At 62.5% G+C, this 21442-nt stretch carries 19 protein-coding genes; 11 read left to right on the top strand and 8 right to left on the bottom strand.

Annotation, left to right across the window (positions count from 1 at the left end; genetic code table 11):
• The 3 genes from KAZ48_06400 to KAZ48_06390 all read left to right on the top strand — a co-directional run.
• Positions 1–674: hypothetical protein (locus KAZ48_06400; GenBank protein ID MBP7972412.1), on the top strand; the 674-nt coding region annotated here is incomplete at its 5' end.
• 89 nt (positions 675–763) lie between these two features.
• A complete protein-coding gene (locus tag KAZ48_06395) occupies positions 764–2689 on the top strand; it encodes a cellulose biosynthesis cyclic di-GMP-binding regulatory protein BcsB (GenBank protein ID MBP7972411.1) in 1926 nt (641 codons plus the stop codon).
• 2 nt (positions 2690–2691) lie between these two features.
• The gene (locus KAZ48_06390; GenBank protein ID MBP7972410.1) at positions 2692–3981 is read left to right on the top strand and encodes a glycosyltransferase family 2 protein; all 1290 of its coding nucleotides are present in this window, start codon (positions 2692–2694) and stop codon (positions 3979–3981) included.
• Positions 3982–3996: 15 nt separating this feature from the next.
• On the opposite strand, the gene KAZ48_06385 is transcribed toward KAZ48_06390, so the two are convergent.
• Complete coding sequence (locus KAZ48_06385) at positions 3997–5118, bottom strand: hypothetical protein (protein ID MBP7972409.1); 1122 nt, start codon at positions 5116–5118, stop codon at positions 3997–3999.
• 138 nt (positions 5119–5256) lie between these two features.
• Here KAZ48_06385 and KAZ48_06380 point away from each other — a divergent pair, with 138 nt between their 5' ends.
• Entirely contained in the window at positions 5257–5406 is a 150-nt protein-coding gene (locus KAZ48_06380; GenBank protein ID MBP7972408.1) for a hypothetical protein, read from the top strand.
• A 90-nt stretch (positions 5407–5496) separates the two neighbouring features.
• On the opposite strand, the gene KAZ48_06375 is transcribed toward KAZ48_06380, so the two are convergent.
• On the bottom strand, positions 5497–7851 hold the full coding sequence (locus tag KAZ48_06375; GenBank protein MBP7972407.1) for an MMPL family transporter: 2355 nt from the start codon (positions 7849–7851) through the stop codon (positions 5497–5499).
• Positions 7852–8014: 163 nt separating this feature from the next.
• On the opposite strand from KAZ48_06375, the gene KAZ48_06370 reads away from it, so the two are divergent.
• From KAZ48_06370 to KAZ48_06360, 3 genes are all read left to right on the top strand, one after another.
• A complete protein-coding gene (locus KAZ48_06370) occupies positions 8015–8578 on the top strand; it encodes a winged helix-turn-helix transcriptional regulator (protein MBP7972406.1) in 564 nt (187 codons plus the stop codon).
• Positions 8579–8711: 133 nt separating this feature from the next.
• Positions 8712–9884 carry a serine protease gene (locus tag KAZ48_06365; GenBank protein ID MBP7972405.1) on the top strand — a complete coding sequence of 391 codons (1173 nt, stop codon included), beginning with the start codon at positions 8712–8714 and terminating at the stop codon, positions 9882–9884.
• Between the two features lie 162 nt (positions 9885–10046).
• Positions 10047–11186 carry a serine protease gene (locus KAZ48_06360; protein ID MBP7972404.1) on the top strand — a complete coding sequence of 380 codons (1140 nt, stop codon included), beginning with the start codon at positions 10047–10049 and terminating at the stop codon, positions 11184–11186.
• A 29-nt stretch (positions 11187–11215) separates the two neighbouring features.
• On the opposite strand, the gene tadA is transcribed toward KAZ48_06360, so the two are convergent.
• The 5 genes from tadA to KAZ48_06335 form a co-directional block, all read right to left on the bottom strand.
• A complete protein-coding gene (tadA, locus tag KAZ48_06355; protein ID MBP7972403.1) occupies positions 11216–11716 on the bottom strand; it encodes a tRNA adenosine(34) deaminase TadA in 501 nt (166 codons plus the stop codon).
• A gap of 75 nt (positions 11717–11791) precedes the next feature.
• Positions 11792–12286 (bottom strand): tRNA adenosine deaminase-associated protein, encoded by a 495-nt coding sequence (locus tag KAZ48_06350; protein MBP7972402.1) that lies wholly within the window; start codon positions 12284–12286, stop codon positions 11792–11794.
• 82 nt (positions 12287–12368) lie between these two features.
• Positions 12369–13760, bottom strand: coding sequence for an NAD(P)(+) transhydrogenase (Re/Si-specific) subunit beta (locus tag KAZ48_06345; GenBank protein ID MBP7972401.1), 1392 nt, complete (start codon positions 13758–13760; stop codon positions 12369–12371).
• Positions 13757–14083, bottom strand: coding sequence for an NAD(P) transhydrogenase subunit alpha (locus KAZ48_06340; GenBank protein ID MBP7972400.1), 327 nt, complete (start codon positions 14081–14083; stop codon positions 13757–13759). Before KAZ48_06340 ends, KAZ48_06345 begins: the two co-directional genes overlap by 4 nt.
• 4 nt (positions 14084–14087) lie before the next feature.
• Complete coding sequence (locus KAZ48_06335) at positions 14088–15200, bottom strand: NAD(P) transhydrogenase subunit alpha (GenBank protein ID MBP7972399.1); 1113 nt, start codon at positions 15198–15200, stop codon at positions 14088–14090.
• Positions 15201–15320: 120 nt separating this feature from the next.
• On the opposite strand from KAZ48_06335, the gene KAZ48_06330 reads away from it, so the two are divergent.
• The 3 genes from KAZ48_06330 (at position 15321) to KAZ48_06320 (ending at position 19207) form a co-directional block, all read left to right on the top strand.
• Positions 15321–16061 carry a hypothetical protein gene (locus tag KAZ48_06330; protein ID MBP7972398.1) on the top strand — a complete coding sequence of 247 codons (741 nt, stop codon included), beginning with the start codon at positions 15321–15323 and terminating at the stop codon, positions 16059–16061.
• Between the two features lie 150 nt (positions 16062–16211).
• The gene (locus tag KAZ48_06325; GenBank protein MBP7972397.1) at positions 16212–16859 is read left to right on the top strand and encodes a hypothetical protein; all 648 of its coding nucleotides are present in this window, start codon (positions 16212–16214) and stop codon (positions 16857–16859) included.
• 2 nt (positions 16860–16861) lie between these two features.
• Positions 16862–19207 carry a hypothetical protein gene (locus KAZ48_06320; GenBank protein MBP7972396.1) on the top strand — a complete coding sequence of 782 codons (2346 nt, stop codon included), beginning with the start codon at positions 16862–16864 and terminating at the stop codon, positions 19205–19207.
• Positions 19208–19239: 32 nt separating this feature from the next.
• Here KAZ48_06320 and KAZ48_06315 read toward each other — a convergent pair whose 3' ends face one another.
• A complete protein-coding gene (locus tag KAZ48_06315; GenBank protein ID MBP7972395.1) occupies positions 19240–20718 on the bottom strand; it encodes an MFS transporter in 1479 nt (492 codons plus the stop codon).
• A 174-nt stretch (positions 20719–20892) separates the two neighbouring features.
• On the opposite strand from KAZ48_06315, the gene KAZ48_06310 reads away from it, so the two are divergent.
• The coding region (locus KAZ48_06310) for a DUF3443 family protein (protein ID MBP7972394.1) at positions 20893–21442 on the top strand (550 nt) is incomplete at its 3' end.

The following is a 21442-nucleotide window of genomic DNA, read 5'->3' as shown; positions in this document are numbered from 1 at the left end:
CGGCAGCCGCTGCGACAGCCGTCACGGCCCTTGCTCCGCCCGCAGGAGCAGCGCCAGTCACCGGGTTGCGCGGCCTACCTTCCGCAACCGCGTCGGACGGGGCATCCATCGGCGACTGGTACGTCGTGTTTGCCGGTTACGGATCAGTGGTCAGCAGTCCTGTCGGACGGGCCAAGTTGGTGCTCCAACCGCAGTCAGCCTCGTCGCCGGACAGGACCCATGCCGCGCTAGTTGTTTCCAAGTCAAGCTTCGCCTCGTCGAAGTTGAACGTGACTGGGCGGTTGCGTACCGACAGCCAGCTGCGAACAGGATCAGCACCCAACCCGTGGGAGACCGGTTGGCTGGTCTGGGACTACACGGACAATGATCACTTCTCCTATGCAATTGCCAAGACCAACGGTTGGGAATTGGGCAAGCGCGACCCGACCTACCCCGGTGGTCAACGCTTCCTCGCCACGGGTAACAACGCCTCGGCCTCTGTCGGCAGTTGGACCACGACCCAAGTTCGTCGCGTTACTCGGGCAGACGGTTCGACTCGCATCACGTTGACGATCGGCAACCGCAAGGTCGCCTCGACCGTCGACCGTGAGCATGCCTACCGATCCGGCAAAGTCGGCGTCTACACCGAAGACGCAAAGGTGTCCGTCGCCAAGTTGGCGGCCCGGGTCCGCTGACCGCAGTCAGCGCCAAGGTCCAGTCGAACCAAAAGCCCAGCCTGGCCAAAAAGATGCAGTGAGCCCATCGGCGGTGGGATATTTGCCGCATGCCCAGGCTGTTGCGATACGTCACGCCAGTCTTGCTGGTAGCGGGCCTAGTAGTCAGCTTCGCCGGTACCGCTAGCGGTGCGCCCCTCGCGACAACGGCGGCGAAGTCCAAGACCACGACGGGAACCGCCGAGCTGCCGTACACGCTGGGAATTCAAGGTGCGAACGGGCAATCGCGGGTGCAGGTTTCGATTCCACAGGGTGGTACGGCAACCCGACTCACCGGAACCCTGAAAGCCGCCTACAACTTGCCGGGCAAAGTCATCCTCACGGCAAATGGCCGCAAGATCGCTGAAGTCAACGCCCAGACTGGTGGAGACATCAATTCCGCGCTGAAACCGGATGACCTCGTTGACGGCGTTTTGCCGATAGTCATGTCGGCCAAATTGGAATCCGCCAAGGACTGCTTCGCCGACGACACCGCGATCGCGACCCTCACGAACGCGAAGGTCGCTTTCACCATCCCGACCGTTGCCCCGACGAACATCGGTGCGTTCCTGTCAGCTGGCCTGGATTCCTACACCGTCGTTGTGCCTGCCTCCCCCCGCCAGGCAGAACAGCAAGCTGGCCTCGATGCAGTCTCAGCTCTGACCTACCGCTACCCCTCACCGACAACCATCAGATTCGCCGCCACGGATGCTCCGGTCGCTGGTGACTTCCTCAACCGCGTCATTCGGGTGAGCGAGACTCCTGACGCCGCTGGCAATTCCGTCGTGTTGAACAAAGCGGGCCAGCTAGTCATTACCGGCGGTGGGACCGGGATTGACCAGGCGGCAATCGCGCTCGGCGACGCCAACACCAACGCCCTCCAGTCCAGCTCGGCGACCGGCCTCACGCACCCACCTGCGTTCAACGTCAAACCCGGATCCATCTCGTTGGTGAAGTTCGGCGCCGACCCCGTCTCCCTTACTGGGGTGGGCCGCTCCGAGGCAGTTGTCGCCATCAACCAACCGGCGTTCGGCCAGAGCGTGGAACGGATCCAGCTGAACCTGCGGGGCAACATGACGCCCGTGCCGACGGGTGGGCAAGGTCGGGTCGACTTCGTCTGGAACGGCACCCTGGTTGCGTCGCTGGACATGGGCAAGGAATCAACGATCGACCTCCCGTTGACCATCGATCAGAAGTTGCTGCGGCGCGACAACGCCCTGTCAATCCAGCTGTTCTACACGCCGCCCGGTGCGAGCTGCTCACCTGCGGACCTGGGCGCACGGGCCGACGTCGACGTCGAACAGAGCACCGTCGAAGGCATCGCTGGCGAATCACTCGCGCCAGGTTTCGACCGCTTCCCACAGACTCTTGCCGCCGGGATCCCATTCGCGACGGGCACAGCACAAATGAGTGGCGCGCAAGCGACGGCAGCCGGCGAACTCATCTCCTCGCTTCAGTCTGCGACGCCCACGCAGCAGTTGACCGTCACCGTGCTGGACTTCCAGAGCTTCGCCCAAGCCGGTGCCGCAGGAGTACTCGTGGGTTCGAGCTTGGCACAAGCGCAACAGTTGAATGCCGAAGTCACTGTCGGATCAACCATCGAGATCGGACCGCCGGACAACCGCTTCTCTTTCTCGCAGGACGAGCCGCTGGCGGTGCTCGCCGCGTACGCCGATGGTGATCGCAACCTGATCCTGCTCAGTGGGCAGGGGAGAACGCCCGACCAGCAAGCCGTTAACGCGGAGTTGGCGACCGAGCTCGCGCAGTACGCGAACCGACCACCACAGCGATGGCTGGCTCTGCAGGGAGAAGCCCTGGCGATGGGTCCGACGAAGGTGCCCACGCAACTGCGGATCTCCCCACCCACCGAATCCACGGGCATCAGCCCGATAGCCGTGGGCGCGATCGCATTAGGTGTGCTGCTCATCCTGCTCGTCGCCTGGTTGTGGTGGCGGCCCAAGGGACAAGCCACCCCCGTACCCGGCAGCGAGGCCTAGCCGTGTCCTGGGGTGAATGGCTCGCGTTCGTCGGGTACTTCATCGCGTTCGTCGCCATCATGATCGGTTACACCTGGACGATTGTGCTGTTCGTCAGTGGCAGTCGCTACCTCAAGTATTGGCGCAAGCAACCGCTCGGACGGGAGCAGGACTACCTGTGGGTCTTCATGGTTCCGGCCCTTAACGAAGCCGTCACCATTGCCGACAGCGTTGACCGACTACGCGCGGTCAACGCCACCCACAAGCTCATTCTGGTCATCAACGACGGGTCCGAGGACGAGACCGGCGAGGTCTTACAAGGCATTGCCGGCCCCGACCTGACCGTGTTCACCCGGGTCCCCCCACACGCGCGCAAGGGAAAGGCCGCCGCGTTGAACGCCGCGTTCCACTTCGTTCGCGACGACGTCTTGACCCAACCGGGATTCGAGCGTTGGCCCAGATCGAAAGTCATCTTCGGGATCGTGGACGCCGACGGTCGACTCGCTGCGCAGGCACCGGCAACGGCTGCACGCCACTTCGACGAGCCGCGCGTGGGCGGTCTGCAGCTCAGCGTGCAGATCTACAACGAGTCGTCATATCTCACGCGAATGCAGGGCTTGGAGTTCCTCGTTTTCGGCGGCCTATTCCAGGTGGGTCGCTCACGGTGGGGATCTGCCTTCATGGGTGGCAATGGCCAGTTCAACCGAATGTCCACGCTGGAGTCGGTGAGTACCGAACGAGGTCCGTGGTCGGACTACCTCACCGAGGACCAAGAACTCGGTCTGCGACTACTCGAACGAGGCTGGTTCGGGGTACACGAACCGTTCAGCAACGTTCGTCAACAAGGGCTCAACAACTTGCGTCCGCTCTACCGTCAACGAGCGCGGTGGATGCAGGGCAACCTGCAGGTCTTCGGCAGTCTGAAACGGCTGCACTCCCACCACTTGGTGGGTTTGCGGCGATTCGATGGGCTGTACACCCTGATTCAGCCGGCGCTACAGATCATCGTCGGTATCGCGGTGATCGTTGCCCTCGTGCTGACGATCGGCTTCGGGGTTCCCTACTTGCCGTTCGGCAACTTCTGGTTGTTGCTCTTCTTCCTGCAACTGTCGCTCGGACCCACGATTCTGGGGGTCATCATCGTTGGCCGTGGCAAAGGGTGGCGAGGAGTCTTCTCGGTACTGGCCGCGCTGTTCCCCTACATCCTCTACACGTGGATCATGTGGCCAGTCGTCTTCATCGGCCTGTACCGCCAACTGCGGGGCAACCAGGCGTGGGCGAAGACCAAGCGCGAGGCGATCCCGGCCGGCTGAGCAGTCCCGGCAGCGTCACTTCCTGCGCTTCAACAGTCGCTCGGTGACCAACTCCCGGGCAAACTGACCCACGAGCAACGGTTTGGAGTCCACGCGTCCCCATGCCACGGGACCATGGGGCTCAGACAGGGCCACCATCAGCTCGGCGACGCGCGACGGGCTGATGTCTGGCACATCGACGGGTCGCGGAGCTTCAGCCGGTGGTTGCAGCCATTCATCCCACGCTTGCGATGCGGACCGGCCGCCTTGCAAGGCATCGACCAGGGCCTGATTACTGGGCTTGTAATGGTCAATGATCCGGGCCTGAATCTCGGCGTCGGGACGGATCGATGGACCCGGTGTCAGCTCCATCAGCCGTTCGATGACGAGTTCGCGCTGGTACCGGTTCGACGTGTTGTCCGCACGCATCAGTGGGATATACGGATTGACAACACGCAGGAAGGCAATCCCTTCCGCGCTGAGGCTCTGGTTGGAATGGAACTCCGGGGGCATTACCCAGTCCTGCCCAAACTTGATGCCAGTCGCCTCGGAGAACTGCTCCGGCAGCCGGTCAGCGTTCGCCTTGTCCGACTCGAGGAATGGCACAACGACCATCTCGTCGACACCGTTCGCGCCATTCCACCGCTCGTACATTGTTTGGTAGTCGAGCTTCGACAGTCGCTTCTTGCAGAAACCCCACGACCACGTGGGGCTGAAGCCATTCTTGACCGACTGCGAATAGACGCTCGGGAACATGAACTCTTGGCGCCGGACGAACAACACCACTGTGATGTCGTCGAAGAATTGGCGCAGGAAGGTCACCGCATTCTGGACCTCGCCCACGGTCTGCAGCCGCGTGCTGAACATCTCGCTCGTGATGATCCAGCGGGAGTTGGGCCGGACGTGTTTGCGGAGTTGATCGGCCCACTTTTGGGCGTTGCGATTGATAGCCGCTCGGTCCGGCATCCCGCGCATGCGATGGATCCCGGAAACCTTGTCGTGAAAGAGCAGCGCGAACTCCAGGTGGTTGCGTTCCTCCACGAATTCTGGATAGGACCAACCCTGCTTTTTCAGTTGCGCGACGTTCTCGTGCAAGTAGCTCTGCAGGAAGGTCGTTCCCGTTTTCCGCGTGCCGATATGCAGCACGAGCTTTGCCATCTCTCACCCCATGGATATCGACGCCGGAACAACCTTCTCATTCCACCGTCACGACTCATTCGGACGGTAATTAGCCAACCTGATGTTGTCTAATTACACCCGGAGGCGTAGCGTTGTTTTGGTCGGAAGGAGAAGGCCATGAATCATATTGGATTCAGGCTCTACTACCTGGCACGTAAGAGCCTGTTGCGCGTCTTGGGCCCTGCCCAGCTAAGCGAAGCGGACGATCCGTTGGAGCAGCTAGAACGACAACGCAATGAGGTGCTCGGACCGCGCGTTCATCACTGAACCGCCCAGCGCGAGCCCACAGACAACCTGAGCGCGGTGCCGTAGCTCCGCACCGCGCTCAGGTCCAGTCGTTCTTGAGTCGTTGGCCGATCAGACCTTCACCGGTTCCGGCTCGTCCTCGGGGATGTCGTCGATCTCCGACTCTTCGAACGCCGCGTCTTCTTCGCTCTCCACCGCGATGTTCGGCAGCATTTGCCGCAGCCAGCCAGGCAGCCACCAGTTGGCGTTGCCGAACTGATACATCAGCGATGGAACGATGATCAGGCGAACCACGAAGGCATCGAACAGCACCGCCGTGGACAGCGCCAGACCAAACAACTTGATCGTCGGATCGTTACCCAACATGAACGCCGCAAAGACGCTGAACATGATCGCCGCCGCGATTGCCACGACCCGGCCCGAGGCCGCCAGGCCGCGCCTAACCGATTTGCGGTTGTTCTGGGTGTGACCCCACTCCTCCTGCATTCGACTGACCAGGAACACCTGGTAGTCCATGGACAGGCCAAACAGGATGGCGAACACCATGATCGGAAGGAAAGGCTGAATGGGTCCGGTCGCGTTGATCCCGATCACGTCGGCGAGCCAGCCCCACTGGAACACGGCCACAGTGACGCCCATCGCAGCCGACAGCGAGAGCAGGCTGGTGATGGCGCCGGTCAACGGCACGATGATCGAGCGGAACAGCAACACCAGCGCCAGGAACCCGAGGCCGATGACCACCGACAGGAACAGCGGCAGCGACTTGGTCAGGACGGTGGTGAAGTCCGACGTGATCGCTTGCGTGCCGCCCACGAACGCCGAGACGTTGCCAGCCTCCATGGCCTTGGGGATGTCCTCGTCGCGCAGACGGTTCAACAGGTCCGTCGTGGCAGGATCCTGCGGACTGGTGGTTGGAACGACCCGCATTGCCGCCACGTCCGAGGTCGGCACCATCGGTGACGCAACCGCGGCTGCGACGCCGGGGTCGGCGGATACCGTTGCGGCCAACTGTTGGACTGCCGCATTGTCGCCGGGGGTCTTGGTCTGTACAGCGATGATGAACGGCCCGTTCGTACCGGGACCGAATCCTTCGCTGACCAGGTCGTAGGCGATCCGAGCGCTCTTTTCCGGCGCCTTCCCGCTGTCATCGGTGAAGCCCAATCGCAATGAACTGATCGGCAGTGCAATGACGATCAGTGCCGCTAGTGCCAGCGCACCGAACCAGCGGTAGTTCTTCTGCAACCAGGCGCCATACCGCGCAAAGCCGCCACCGTCGGGATTGTGCACCTTGGGCTTGCGAGCCCACGGCATCTTGATCGCAAAGGCCTTCAGACCCAGCAATGACAGGACCGCCGGCAGCAACAGCGTCGCGCCGATCATCATCAGGATGACAGTGGCCGCAGCCGCAACCGCGAGACCGTTGAAGAAGTCGATGCCGAGCACGAAGAGACCGAGCAGCGCAATGACAACGGTGGCCGCCGCGAAGACGACCGCGCGACCGGACGTCCGAACAGCCTCGTGCGCCGCCGAACGTGGATCACGACCAGCCTCGAGCGCCTGTTTGTACCGGTTGATGACGAACAGCGAGTAGTCGATGCCAACACCGAGGCCAATCATCGCGGCCAGGGTCGGAGCAAACGTCGCAACGTCGAGGAACCGCGCGGTGACCAGGACCAGGGCCTGCCCGACTGCCAGCGACAGAATCGCCGAACCGATCGGCAGCAGCGCACCCACAAGGGAACCAAACGTGAAGAGCAAAATGATCAATGCGACGGTGACACCGATGGCCTCGCCGCTCGGCGGCTCTTGGCCAGCGAATTCCAGCGCCTGACCATTTACGCCTACGCGCAGGCCATCCTGGCCGTTGAGCGCGGTGACCTGATCGAGAACCGCGACGGCGTCAGCGGCGTTAAGGTCCTCAGCTGCACCTTTGAAGGTGATGGTGGCGTAGCCGACCCGGCCATCCACACTGATTCCCGAAGGTGCCAATCCAGCCATTGCCTTGGCGGCTTCCGCCGTCGGCGGGGCGGTCTGGCCCTGTCCAGGCTGCTGGCCTGCTTGTTGGCTGCCAGCGGCGGGCTGTGCCGAACTCGGGCTGGTTTGGGCCGCTGGACAGGCGGTTCCCAGTGGCTTGCCATAGGGGCTCACGACGCAAGCGACGCCGGGGTTCTGCGAAATGGTGGTGAGGGTTTCGGTGACCGGCTTGGCGACGGCCGGAGCCTTGGCCGAACCTGACTCAGGGCTCCAGACCATCTTTCCGGTGGATGCCGTCAGCGAACTGCTCGCGCCGGGAATCTGCTCAAGCAACTTCTGGGCCTGGCTGGACTCGGTGTCCGGCAGCGAGAAGGAGTTGTTGTAGGTCCCACCAAAACCGGCGGCTAGTCCAATGATGACGATCGCCATCAGCACCCACGCGGCGATCGCGCTCTTCGGTCGATCAACCGCCCATCTGGAAACTGGACCCACGTGTTGCTCCTTCATCTCACCGCTCGCTCGGCGGTCGTCCCTCGCCAGCGCTGCGCCAGCTTTCCGAACAGTAAGTTACATGTGAGGCACATGTAAACTGTGTGTGGGCCACATGTAATGTGCCGTGCAGCACACAACGCCCAACGACGCGGAGGAGGCTCGGGTGCCAAATAGCGGATTCCGGTCCCCGCTGGAGAACGATCGCGCCGCAATCGAGCGCCTCGACCGAAACTTCCTGCGGATGCGCCGGATGATGGTCAAGCCACCCGCGACGACCCTGCCGATGGCAGCAACCGGCGACAAAATCGACATCGCCAAGGTGATGGCGTGCATGGCGATCGCCGAGGCCACCACCGAGACTGAGCCAGATGGGCAGTCGCCAACGATCACGCAGGTCGCGACAGCCCTGGAACTCGACCATTCGACTGCCAGCCGGCTAGTGACCGACGCCGAAGCCGAGGGTCTCGTGCAGCGGGGCACCGATCCCACTGACCGCCGACGGACCACCGTGGAGTTGACCGACACCGGACGTGCCGCAGTGGCCGAGAGCGCAGCCATGCGGCACTGGGTGCTCTCTCACGTACTCGCCGAGTGGGAGGGAACCGACGTCGACATGCTCGCCGATCTGATTGAACGCTTCACCGATTCGCTCACGCTGCGCCTACCCGACGTCATGTGTGCCGCCCAGGCACAGTCGGCCGGCGATCCAGATTCGACCGTGAACTAGTGATCGAACCCACGCGGTGCAGCACCCTACAGATCCAGACGTATCACCACGAAGCGCCATGCTGGCCGGGACCATTTGGTGGGATAGCCAACTATTCGGACCGAATCCCCGGGACTACGCATAGGGTGACCAAGTGACTAGAACCGCCCGCTCGCGGGCACTGACAGCAACGGGAGCCGCGATGTCGGCGACCCTGGCCACTGTCGTACTCGTTGGCTTCGCCCAACCAGCCTCGGCCGCCAACGCACCTCGGAACTCAAATGGGCCGCAGGTTCGAGTGATCGGCGGCTCAAATGCGAATCGATCCAACACCAGCTGGTTCCTCCAGTTCACGCCGTCATTCCGCGGCGATCGGATGCTGTGTGGGGCGACCGCGCTGAGTCGTCGGTGGGCGGTTACCGCTGCGCACTGCGTCAAATCGGGACGCGATGGCATTGCCCAGACCGGGCGTGGTGGCAGCTACCTCCAGATCAATCCGTCGAAGATCAACTCTGGCAACGGGTACCTCCTCAGCCGGATCGTGGTGCATCCGGGATACAAACCAAACTCGCGCAATCAGCGTAACGACGTCGCGCTGCTCCGAACCCGTTCGCCGATGCCGGCGGGACGGCTGGGCATCAACACCAGCAAGTCCTCGCCGAAGAAGGGCGCGGCGGCACAGGTGTTCGGATTCGGGGAACGGATTTCCGGCGATCAAGACAGCATCGCTCGCTACCTACAGGTCGGCAATATCCAGGACCTCACCGGTCCCACTGGCAAAAAGTGCGGCTCGTACGGGGGCACAGCCTTCAACCGTGCCTACCAACTGTGCGGTGGATTGCCCCACGGTGGCGTGGACGCCTGTCAAGGTGATTCCGGCGGGCCCTTGACGTCGCGGGTGGCGGGACGTACCCGGCTGGTGGGGATCGTCAGCACCGGCACCGGCTGTGGCCTCGCTCGCTACCCAGGCATTTACACCCGCGTGTCGACCTACGCATCGTGGATCAACCGCATTGTCTTCCCACCGCACTTCACCATCACCGGCAAGTGCACCAGTCGGGTGTGCAAGGTGTGCAAGTCAGGCAGATCCACCTTCAAGGTCAACAACGTCAGCGGTAGCCGCGGCACGTGGCGGCTCAAGTCGCAGGACTCCAAACTGCGGATCTCTCAGCGCCGGGGCGCGCTCAAGGCACACCGGTCCACCAACGTCTCCTTCAGCACCAACAGCCGTGCTAAGAAGTGCGTGAAGGTCCAGTTCCAGGCATCGCACACCCCCAACCGCAACCTCGTCGTCGCGCTCAACCACAAACGCGGCTGCCGACCGTAACTCTTCGACTGCCCTGCCCATTGCCTCGGTTGCCTTGCCTCGGGTGCCGCCCGCACAGCACCTTTTCGATTGACGACTAGTTCAACTGACGACTAGCCCGACTGGGTGCAACCGGATACTCGTCAGGTCCTTCCGCCAGGCAGCAAGACGTAACATTGAGTAGTGAAGCGGTTACTCTCTGCATTGGTAGCCGGCAGCGCTCTCGCCCTGCTGGGTGCGGGCGTCGTTGCCCCCGCTCACGCCGGCACTGCGCGCATCGACGGCCAGCCCGCGTCTCGCATCGTTGGGGGCGCACCGGTTAACCAGTCCAACACCCCGACACCTTGGTACGTCCTGCTCCACCCTCGCCTCGATCGCCAGGATTGGGTCTGCGGCGGAACAGCACTATCGAGTCGGTGGATAGTGACCGCCGCACATTGCGTCTTCGGCCAGTCCGCCGGCGAAGTCGCAGCCAGCGAGGCACTTGTGAACCCAGCGGGTTTTGAGCGCGAGACACCGATTCGATGGAAGTCGATCTACGTGCATCCCAACTACACCAGTGCCACCGAGGAGAACGACATCGCCTTGATCCAGACCGCCACGGCGATGCCGATTACGGCGCTGCCCTACACCGCCAACAACTCCGGTCCATCGCTGGGAACCGCTATGACCGCGTTCGGATTCGGCCGAACCAGCGACGGTGGCTACATGAGTCGATTCCTGCGTTCGGTGAAGATTCAAGATGAGGCTGGCCAAACGGGTGGTTGTGGCCAATACGGAACCAGCTACAAATCACGCTCAATGATTTGCGGTGGGATCCCGCAGGGCGGTGCTGATTCCTGTCAGGGTGATTCGGGGGGTCCGCTGACCGCGTGGGCGGGCAGGGAGACGCTCGTGGGCATCATCAGTTGGGGAAACGGCTGTGGCCGTGCTGGCTTCCCCGGTGTCTACACACGTGTCTCGACGTATGCGGCGTGGATTGGCTCCACCACGGGCGTTGCGGGTAACCCGACCGTCGTCTCTCGACTCGCACCAGCCAAGCTCGTCGCCGCCAAGCCCTGCCGGACTCGCACGTGCAAGCTGAAGAAGGGCCACGCCCTACGCTTGAGCATCACCAACCTCGGCGGTTCAAGCGCAGGCTGGCGCGTGTCGACGTCGAAGTTGACTCGGTCAAAGACAACCGGGACTCTGCGCAGCGGCCAGACCACCCAGGTCAAGGTGACGGCAAAGACCAAGAACCGCACCTGCGCCAAAGTGAGCGCCATCAGCGGCAGCCGTCGACTCACATCGTTCCGGGTCTCCCTCAACGGAGCCAGGTGCTGAGCCTGGCAGGTGGCAGTCGACCGGTTCGGCTATGTGTCGCGGGGAAACCGAGTGGCTGAATCATCGCCATCGATGCGCCTAGTTTCAGCATGGGCGGTCATCCGCTGACTGGCGAAGAAGTCCTGCAGCAGTTCGGTCGACTCAGCTGCAAGCACCCCCCCAACGACCTCCGGTCGGTGGTTGAGGCGGCGATCGCGGACAAGATCCCAGCGACTGCCCACCGCGCCTGCCTTCTGGTCATACGCGCCAAAAACTAGCTGCTCGATTCGTGCCGAAACCAAAGCGCCGGCGCACATGGCACAGGGCTCGAGCGTGACCACCAGCGTGCAGCCGTCCAAGCGCCAGTTGCCGCTGGCCTGGCCGGCCAGGCGCAGGGCGACGACCTCCGCGTGGGCCGACGGGTCGTGGTCGGCCTCGCGGCGATTGACGCCTTGCCCAATCACTTGGCCCTCGGCATCCAGCACAACCGCGCCGACGGGCACATCGTCGGTGGCTGCTGCCTGCCGAGCAACCGCAAGGGCCAGGCGCATCGACTCTTCGTGGGTAGGCAGATGATTCATTGCAGCCAACGGGTGCTTGTCCACGGATCCGGGTGCGGGGCGCCGTCAGACTGCTCGCAGATCCCCGGACGCTGCGTCGAATGAGGGACCAAAGCCAAGTCGTGTCGCGATCGCGCTCAATACCTCGTCGGGGAACATGTCGATGTCCTCGCACAACATCGTCAACTCAGCGCCGGACATTCCCCAGTCCGCCACGATTGTCATATCACCAGCAGGGGTGACCTCGTCGAAGTCGTCATCATCATCGTTGGGGATCGGAATCCCGAGGCGATCGAGCACTTCCTCGGCAATCGGCCAATCCTGACCTGCGCTCACATCTGACAGCAAGAAGCGCGGATGTCGACCTTGCACGCGGGCGATCACGAAGAAGTCGTCGGCGATGCTTACCAGTCCGAGCACTCCGCCCTGGGATGGATGCGCCGCCAGCGAGTTGATGAGGCGGTCAACGGACAGCCCTGCCTGCGGCGGCAGCGCCTCCAGCATCCAGCGGCCCTCTTCTTGCCAGGCCGCAACCACAAAGTCGATCGCGTCGTCGTCCATCAAGCCCCTCCACTGGCCTGTGGGCGAGTCCCCACGGGCCTAGAGTCGCAGCAAAGAGCCCCTTCGGGAAGAGGCCGAACCATCAAATCTCTTTAACTGCGCTGACGACCTTGTTCAACGAGTCCTTCGCGTCACCGAAGAGCAAGGTGGTCTTGGGGTCGTACAGCAATTCGTTCTGAATGCCAGCGAATCCCGGTCGCATTGAGCGCTTCAGGAAGACGACCTGCTGGGCGTCACCCACGTTCAGGATCGGCATGCCATAGATCGGAGCGGTTGGATCGCTCTTCGCAGCGGGGTTCACCACATCGTTGGCACCCACGACAAGAACAACATCCGTGGAGGCAAACTCCGGATTGATCTCGTCCATTTCCTTGAGCTGGTCGTAGGGCACATTCGCCTCTGCCAGTAGTACGTTCATATGTCCCGGCATCCGTCCGGCAACTGGGTGGATCGCGTAGTCAGCCTCAATACCCTTGTCGTTGAGCATGTCGACCAACTCCCGCAGGGTGTGCTGAGCCTGCGCAACCGCGAGCCCGTAACCGGGAACGATGATGACCTTGTTCGCGTAGCCCAACATGATGGCGACATCCTCCGGCGAGGACGAGCGAACTGGACGGTCGTCGGCGACGCCGGCTCCACCCGCGGTGGACTTGGTCGTGAAGGCGCCGAACATGGTGTTGGTCAATGGCCGACCCATCGCCTTGGCCATCTCGCGGGTGAGCAGCGTTCCGGAGGCGCCGACCAAGGTGCCGGCGACGATCAGCAGCACGTTGCCCAGGACGTAACCGCTGGCGGCTACTGACAATCCGGTAAATGCGTTGAGCAGCGAAATGATGATCGGGACGTCCGCACCACCGACTGGCAGCACCAGCAGCAGGCCGAGGACAGCCGAGAGCACGATCAGCGCGACTAGTAGCCATGTTGCCGGCGCGACGACCAGCCAGACTGCGGCGACGAGGGTGCCGATGCCCACCAGCGAGGTCACGAACCGACCCGCCGGCAAGACGATCGGTCGGGTCGTGATGGCTTCCTGCAACTTCAGGAAGGTCAGCACCGATCCGGTGAAGGACACTGAACCAACAACCACAGTGAAGACGGTCGCGGCGAGGATCCCCTTCGACTCGTTGTCTCCGGAACCCAGGAACTCAATGATCGCCACCAGCGCCGCAGCACCGCCACCGACGCCGTTGAACAACGCGACCAACTGCGGCATCGCGGTCATCTTCACGCGACGAGCCGTTGGGAAGCCGATCAGGGTGCCGACGATGATCGCGGCGATGATCAGCCACACGTTTTTCATGTGGGGATGGGCAAAGAACAACACGACCACTGCGAGGACGGCACCGAAGGCGCCGAGCAAGTTGCCATTGCGGGCCGTCTTGGGACCGGAGAGTCCCTTGAGGGCCAACACAAAGCAGATAGCGACAAACAGGTCAACGAGTTGTGACCAGACGGGAACGGCTGCAATCGTCATTTGCCGGCCCCCTCGTCGGTAGCCGATTCAACTGGTTTGGGTGCCTTCTTCGGCTTGAACATCTCCAGCATCCGGTCGGTGACAACGAATCCACCGACCATGTTGATGGTGGCCAGCACGATGGCGATCACGCCAAGCACGGTGGTCAGGGTGGAGTCCGATTCGCCGGTCACCAAAATCGCGCCGACGAGCACCACGCCGTGGATGGCGTTGGCCCCGGACATGAGGGGCGTATGCAGAACGGTCGAGACTTTGGAGACCACTTCGAAGCCGACAAAGATCGACAGGATGAAAATGGTCAGTAGTGCCACACCGGAGTTCATCTGGCTATGCCCCCTGCTTTATCTCGCCGTTGAGCACAACGGCGCAGCCCTGGAAGACCTCGTCCTCTGGATCGAGGACCAGTTCCCCTTCTTGCACCGCCAAACCGAGCAAAGCGACCACGTTCATCGCGTACAGCCTTGACGCGTGGACGGGCATCGAACTCGCGACGTCTTTGGCTCCCCAGATCCGTACCCCGTCGATGACGACCTCTTCGCCCGCCACCGAGCCCTCCACGTTTCCGCCGGTCTCGGCCGCGAGGTCAACGACGACTGACCCGGGCTTCATGTCCGCGAGCATCTCGGCGGTGACCAGTCGTGGTGCCTGCCGACCGGGAACTGCGGCTGTCGTAATGAGCACGTCGGACTCGGTGATGTATGGGGTGAGCAGCTCGCGTTGGCGGGCCGCGCGGTCTTCGGACATCTCGCGGGCATAGCCGCCACCGGCCTCCAGCGCCTCAAGGTCGAGCTCGATGAAGCTCGCGCCCATTGACTTGACCTCGTCGGCCGATGCCGCGCGAACGTCATAGGCAGAAACGACCGCACCCAACCGTTTGGCGGTCGCAATCGCCTGCAAGCCGGCAACACCGGCACCAAGTACCAGCACCTTGGCAGGTGGGATCGTGCCAGCTGCGGTCATGAACAGCGGGAAGAACTTGGGCAACAGCTCGGCTCCGACCAACGCGGCGCGGTATCCGGTCACCAGTGCCTGCGACGTCAGTGCGTCCATTGACTGTGCCCGGGAAATGCGCGGCACCAGATCGAAGGACAGCGCAGTCGCCCCAGCGCTGGCGATCGCTTCGATGGCTGCGGTGTCATTTGCGGGTTGTAGGAATGACATCGCGACGGCACCCGACTTGAGCTTTGCGCCGCGTTCTGGATCGAGGGGTCGCACCGTTGCGATCACGTCAGCATCAGCAAGTGCGTCGTCGACGTCTTCGGGTGCCACGATGCTGGCACCAGCGGCCTCGTACTCCGAATCGCCGCCAAATGCCGTGTCGCCTGCACCGGATTCCAGCAAAATGTCCAGTCCCAGAGCGGCCAACCGGCTCACCGTATCCGGGACCATCGCAACTCGCCGTTCACCCTCGCGAGTCTCTGCGGGCACAAAAAGCCTCACGTAACAGCACCTCCAGTCATCTGCCAGAGCGTATTCGGAGACGGTGAACGCCCGTTGCGCCGCCCCCGGGTTCCTTGATCGGGGCAAAAAGCCAACAGCGGCCGCGTTTTGGATTGATCAGTGGATCTGTGCCCTGTCACGGGACTCCGGTGGGTCTTCCTGTGGTTCGGTGCGGTCGGTGGCAAGCTACTCGCCATGCGCTTCGGTCCCGCCAAATCTGCCCTCCTACTCACCGCCACCAGCCTGACTGCGGCCACCCTGCTTTCCGGCTGCTCGTCGGGCAGTTCGTCGGAGCCAACCCAGACGCCTAGCGCCACCGGCACTGCCGAATCCACCTCAGCGAGCCCCAGTCCGAGCACCAGCGGCACCGAGGTCGACTTCAACTCGAACCTGACTTCGGTTTACAGCAGTACCGACACCGTTGGGGCAGACAAGAATCAGGTCTACGGCACGAATGTGCTCACCGGCGTCACCACGATCAACGACCGATCGGTGCGCGTGCGAATGCTCGGAACCGTGGACTACACCGATGGCAGTGGACCGATTGGTGGGTTCCTGCAATTGACTTGGAGCGACGGAACCACCTTGGGTATGCGACAGCAAGGAACGGCCGCTTTCGATGCTGACACCAAGAAGACTGCGTTCGATGCAACTCTTGAGGTGATCAACGGCAGCGGGAAAGCCGGGGCAACAACCGGATCAGGTACCTGGACCGGCACCCGCGCGAGTACGTTGGGCTCCAGCGTCAAGATCAAGGTCAAGCTGAACCTCGTTGGGGCACCAGCTCAGTTCACCGGTGCATCTGCGGCCGGCCCGACCGACATTCCGAGTGAGAGCTACTCGGCGACGATCTCTCCGTAGCCGCCGGAGCACAACGACCCCAAGCCCGCGACACCGCTCGCAACGCTGGCTAGCCGGAGTAGTAACCCACCGTCGGCATTCACCCGGTAACGCGACACCTGCCCTCAAACGGGGGTACAAATGGGCACAACTCACGGAGGGGTGTGTCCAGTGGCTAGAACAATGCTGTTCGGCGCGGTCTGCGCCGTATTGGCGTTTCTGGTCATCATGACCGGTCAGGTACTCAATCTCAGTCTTCAGAACGTCCTGCTTTCGCTGGCAGTGGGGGCGGCCCTGGGGCTCGTTCGCACCAACAGTCCGGTCACCCGGATCGGTGCGTTCCTGGTTGGCTTCCTGCTCGGCATCATCTTCTTCGTCCTGCGCCTTGCCGTGTTCCCCTCAACGTGGCTTGGAAACGCCGTTGCGGTCGTCCTGATCATCTTGGCACTCACGCTCATCAGCGCGCTGACAAAGGACAAGTTGCCGCTGTGGGCAATGTTCCTCGGAACGGCCGTCTTTGCCGGTTCCTACAACAGCTACTTCATGACCACCCCCTGGTTGTTCGAGAGCCAAGCGGTATCAGTGGCGGCCGGTTCGCTGTTTGCGGTGTCGGCTGGCTTCCTCGTCGCATTGCTGGTTGAACTGCGCGAGGCACGAGGCGGGGTGGACTCGGTCGACCCGATGAAGCCAATCGACCCATCTGACGGTGGCTACGCCGCCGGTGCGCCCACCAACGCCACGGCGAATCCAGCGGGTGCAATCCCGACCCAGCAGCACAGTGGAATCTCCGTTTTCACTTCCCAGGACGGGGCACAGTAGGCATGGCAGGCAAACGAACCCGGGCCAACCGGACGACGGACAAGGCGCACCGGCTGATCAGATCCCGTGGCCTGCGCACCACCGTCGTGGCGGTCGCAGCGGGCACTTTGGTCGCTGGCATGTCAGCCGGCGGCGCGCAGTCAGCCCTCGCAGACGACAATCCGCTGTCCGGCCTGATGCCATCGTCATCCGGCCCGTCGGTCGACAAGTCGAGCTTGCCGCAAATGATCAACCAGGATCCCGCCAGTACCGACAAGAACGGCCTCAACGTCACCGTCGGCAAGGCGGTATTGGTCGCGACCGATCCGTCCGGCACTCCAGGCACGACAGTTCTGCTCGCCAACACACAGGTCTCCGGCAAGGGCACGGCAACGGTCAAGGTGCCAATGGGAACCGTGAATGCAAAGAACGGTGGCGGTTTCCAAGCCCCCAAGATGGACGGCGAAGACATCGTCTACGACGTCAACAACGCCGGCGGAAATACCCAGCAGACCCTCGCGGCCTCGAACGGCTCGTACAAAGGCGACTTACCTATCGGGGTCGAGGTCACAACCACCGTCGACGGCAAGCCCGTGGAGCCCGCAAAGATGGTGGGCGTCAGTGGCCACGTAGTGCTCACGTACAAGTTCACCAACAAGACCGCCGTGCCAACCCGCATCAGCTACCGCGATCCGGACAAGAACCTGGTGACCGAGACCCGTGACGTGCCAGTGCCTTTTGGCGGCGCCTTCTCGATCACGCTCCCGCAGGGATTCTCCGACGTCAGCGCGCCCTGGGCGCAGGGTGGCATGCAGCCGGCCGGCACGACCCTTGCCGGCACGATCATGTTGTTCCCGCCGCTGAGCAACACCTCCACCCTGACCATCGAAGCGCGGGCGGATAACGCGGACCTACCCAACTCGTCCATGCAAGCGCTGCCGCTAACACTGTCGGACAACTCCATCGGACGCTTGGCATTCCAGTACGCGCCACTGGCAAACAGGGCGACCGAGATGGTCTACCAGGGCGGCCTCATGGGCCAGTCCATGTTGACCAAGTACCAACTCATGCTCATGAAGTACTCGGCGCTCGCCGCAGGCCTGGAGAAGGAGTACGTCGTTCCGACTGTCGAGAAGTTCCAGGATGGGACTTACCAGGCAGAACTCAACCAGGCCACCGCCGGTGTCCAGCAGCTTGCCGATGGCACCAAACAACTCAATGAGTTGCTTCCCCAGGCGCAGAAGGTCATCGGCCTACTGAGCCAATACAGCACACTGGGCGCTAAGGAACTCGAGAAGAACCGGAACAAACTCAATCAGGGGCTCGACGCCTTCGTCACGGGCGCGAACCTCCTGCAGAGCAAGCTGCCACAGATCAAGAACGTCGACGCGCTGCTGAATCAATACGGACCGGAAGGAGTGGACAAGGCCCTGACAGTGGCCGAGTCGGCCAAGCAGGTTTGCCCCAAGGTTCAAAGCGTGGACAACAAATGGGACGCGTTCTACACCTACCTGACGACCCACTACGTGCCTCTGACGTCGTACACCTACTGGGACGTGCTGCAGGCCGTTCCGCTACTCGGTTCGTTCATGAACGACCTCAAGTACCTGTTCGAAAACTACTCCGGCTACATCGACGATTGTGTGACATACGCCCCGACTGCGGTCGAGCTGCTGACCTCGCTCAAAGCGGCCCTACCCGGCATCCTGACCAAGCTCGGCAGCGCCGTTGTGGCCCTCGAGAAGGTGAGCGCTCTGGGACAGAAGGGGATTGGGTACGTCAAACAATTCCAAGCGTACGAACCGACTTTGTTCAGACTGCTCGACAACAACAAGTGCAAGAAGAATCCATCCGGCATCTCGAAGTGCGGCATCATCCAGCAACTGAAGTTCCTCAACGCAATGATGATTCTGGCCAAGACCGAGGTGAACAACAAGATGGTCCCCGGAACGTCGAAGATGGCCTCCTACATCCCAACAATCGACAAGCTCTTTGCCCAGGCGAGCAGATACGTGGATCAGTACGGCCCTGCGGCCGAGCAGGTGCCAGCATTGATGCAGGAATATGCGGACAAGCTTGGCGTCTATGGCGGCTACGCGGGCCAGGTGGTCAAGTACGGTGCCAAAGCTGAGATTGAGGTGGCCCGGTCAACCGCCGAGTTGGAGATCATGAACGCCCGCGCTGAAGCTGGCCAAGGCCTACCGGCCGGTCCAGCGCAGGGCGCCAATACCAACCTGGGCGTTTACCAGTACCAGGTTGCCGGCGCGAGCGATGCCAGCCGACAGAACGCACTGTTGTTTGGCTTGGCTGCACTGCTCATCGTGCTGACCGCCACCTTCGGGACGGTGCTCTACCGCAAGCACGGATAGGCGCCACGGTCGGAGCGTTATCCAACGAGCCGCTAGCCAACGAGCACGGTGTGCTCGCTGGTCGGTTCCAGCTCGTGCTGCTGCGGCTTGATCATCGTGAAGGTCACGATCGCGGCTACCGCCATGATTCCCGCACCCCAGGTAAACGCAACGGTGTAGCCGTGGACGATGCCCTCTGGCAGCGCAGCCTGTCCGCCGTGTGCGACCACGAACGCTGTTGTTGCCGACGCGGCGATGGTGTTGAGCAAGGCGGTTCCAAGCGAGCCACCGATCTGCTGGGTCGTGTTGACCATCGCGCTGGCGACACCGGCATCGTGTTTCTGCACGCCGGTCAGCGCCGTGCTCGACAGTGGAACGAACGTCAGTCCCATTCCGACGCTCAGCAGAATCATCGATGGCATGACGTGCGTGAGGTACGCGGTGTCAACGCCGATTTGCGTCAACCAGGCCATGCCGATCATTCCGAGGATCAAACCGGTCGTCATGACGGGTCTCGGACCGAATCGTGGCAACAACCGGCTGGCCGCACCTGCGGAAAGGATCACGCCAGCGGAGAACGGCAGGAACGCGAAACCTGACCGCAATGCCGAGTAGCCCAGCGTGCCCTGCATGTAGAAGGTAAGGAAGAGGAACATCCCGAACAGGGCAACCCCGACCATCAACGACGTGATGAACGAGCCACCGCGGTTGCGGTCCAGGACGACTCGCAGCGGAAGCAGCGGGTGCGAGCTGCGGGACTCGATGATGACAAACGCGGTGAGCAGCACCAACGACGCGCCGATGAAGCCCAGCGTGACGGCCGAGGCCCATCCGTCGGTTGCCGCCTTGGTGAATCCGTAGACCATGGCGACAAGGCCAGCGGTAACGGTGATCGCGCCGGGGATGTCGTACTTTCGGTTACCCTCTGCGCGACTCTCGGCGAGCATCGGTATGGCCGCGAAGAAGGCGACCAGCGCAATTGGAACGTTCACCAACAGGCACCAGCGCCAGGATGCGTACTCGGTCAGAATTCCTCCGAGGACCAAGCCGATGGCAGCGCCACCACCAGCGATAGCGCCGTAGACGCCGAATGCCTTTGCCCGTTCCTTGGGTTCAACGAATGTGACGGTAATCAGCGACAACGCGGCTGGTGCCAACATCGCGGCGAACGCGCCCTGCAGCGCGCGGGAGGCGAACAGCATCCCCCCGCTTTGCGCCAAGCCGCCGAGTGCGGAGGCAGCAGCAAATCCAATAAGCCCAACGAGGAACATTCGCTTGCGGCCAACGTAGTCAGCGATGCGCCCACCGAGGAGTAGCAGACCGCCGAACGCCAACGTGTAGGCCGTCACGACCCACTGCCGGTTCGCGTCGGAGATGCCTAGGTCCATCTGCGCCGATGGCAGTGCGATGTTGACGATGCTGGCGTCGAGCACCACCATCAACTGGGCAGTTGCGATGACGGCAAGGCCAAGCCAACGGCGGTTATGGATGCCAGCGGGTGCGGTCACCGTCGGCGAACTTGCTGAGGACATGCAGATCCTTCCAAAGCCACAGCACCACAGTGCTGTCGTTGCGATTCGTGCGGGTGCGGAGTCTCGAGTGCTACCAAGGCCTCAGATGATCTCTACCTGCGAGCCAACCTTTGGTTAGCCTCCCCTATTCCTGCTCTAAGGCGAATGTGACGGCTCTCTCGTTACGGTGGGCGCGTGACCATGCGAGCCGAACACCGTCGGGCCGCTGCGGGACTGCTTGCGTTGGCGTCCCTCCTGTTGGTCGCGGGTTGCGGCGTGCCCGACCCGTTCGCTTCCTCGGGACTCGGTGGCAAGGCCATCACACTGGATATGCCGATCGTCAACGGTTCGCATCCGTTTCTGATCGCCCACGTGCGGGTCGCCGGTGGACCATCAATCCCGGTGCTGGTCGACACGGGGTCGCCCGGCTTGCGCGTCTTCGCCAACCGCGTCGGGAAGGCTGGTCTGACCACCGAGGGCGAACGGGAAAGCACCACGTACGAGGACGGGACAACATTCACCGGTTCACGAGCAAACGCCCCCGTGTCGATCGGCAACCTCCCAACGGCTGGCCCGATCGCGATTCAGTTGGTTGAGCAGGTCTCGTGCTCCCCGCAATCACCCCACTGCGCGGGTTCGGACGGGCTTGCCACGTTCGCCCGGCAACAGGGCTTCGCTGGCATCCTCGGCATTGGTCTGATGAAAGCGCCGGTCTACAGCCCGCTTGTGCAGTTGGAAGGCGGAC

This window comes from Candidatus Nanopelagicales bacterium, assembly GCA_018003655.1.
Classification (GTDB): Bacteria; Actinomycetota; Actinomycetes; order S36-B12; family UBA10799; genus JAGNDY01.
The sequence above is the reverse complement of the archived record's forward strand: the minus strand, read 5'-3'. Positions and strand labels throughout refer to the sequence as shown.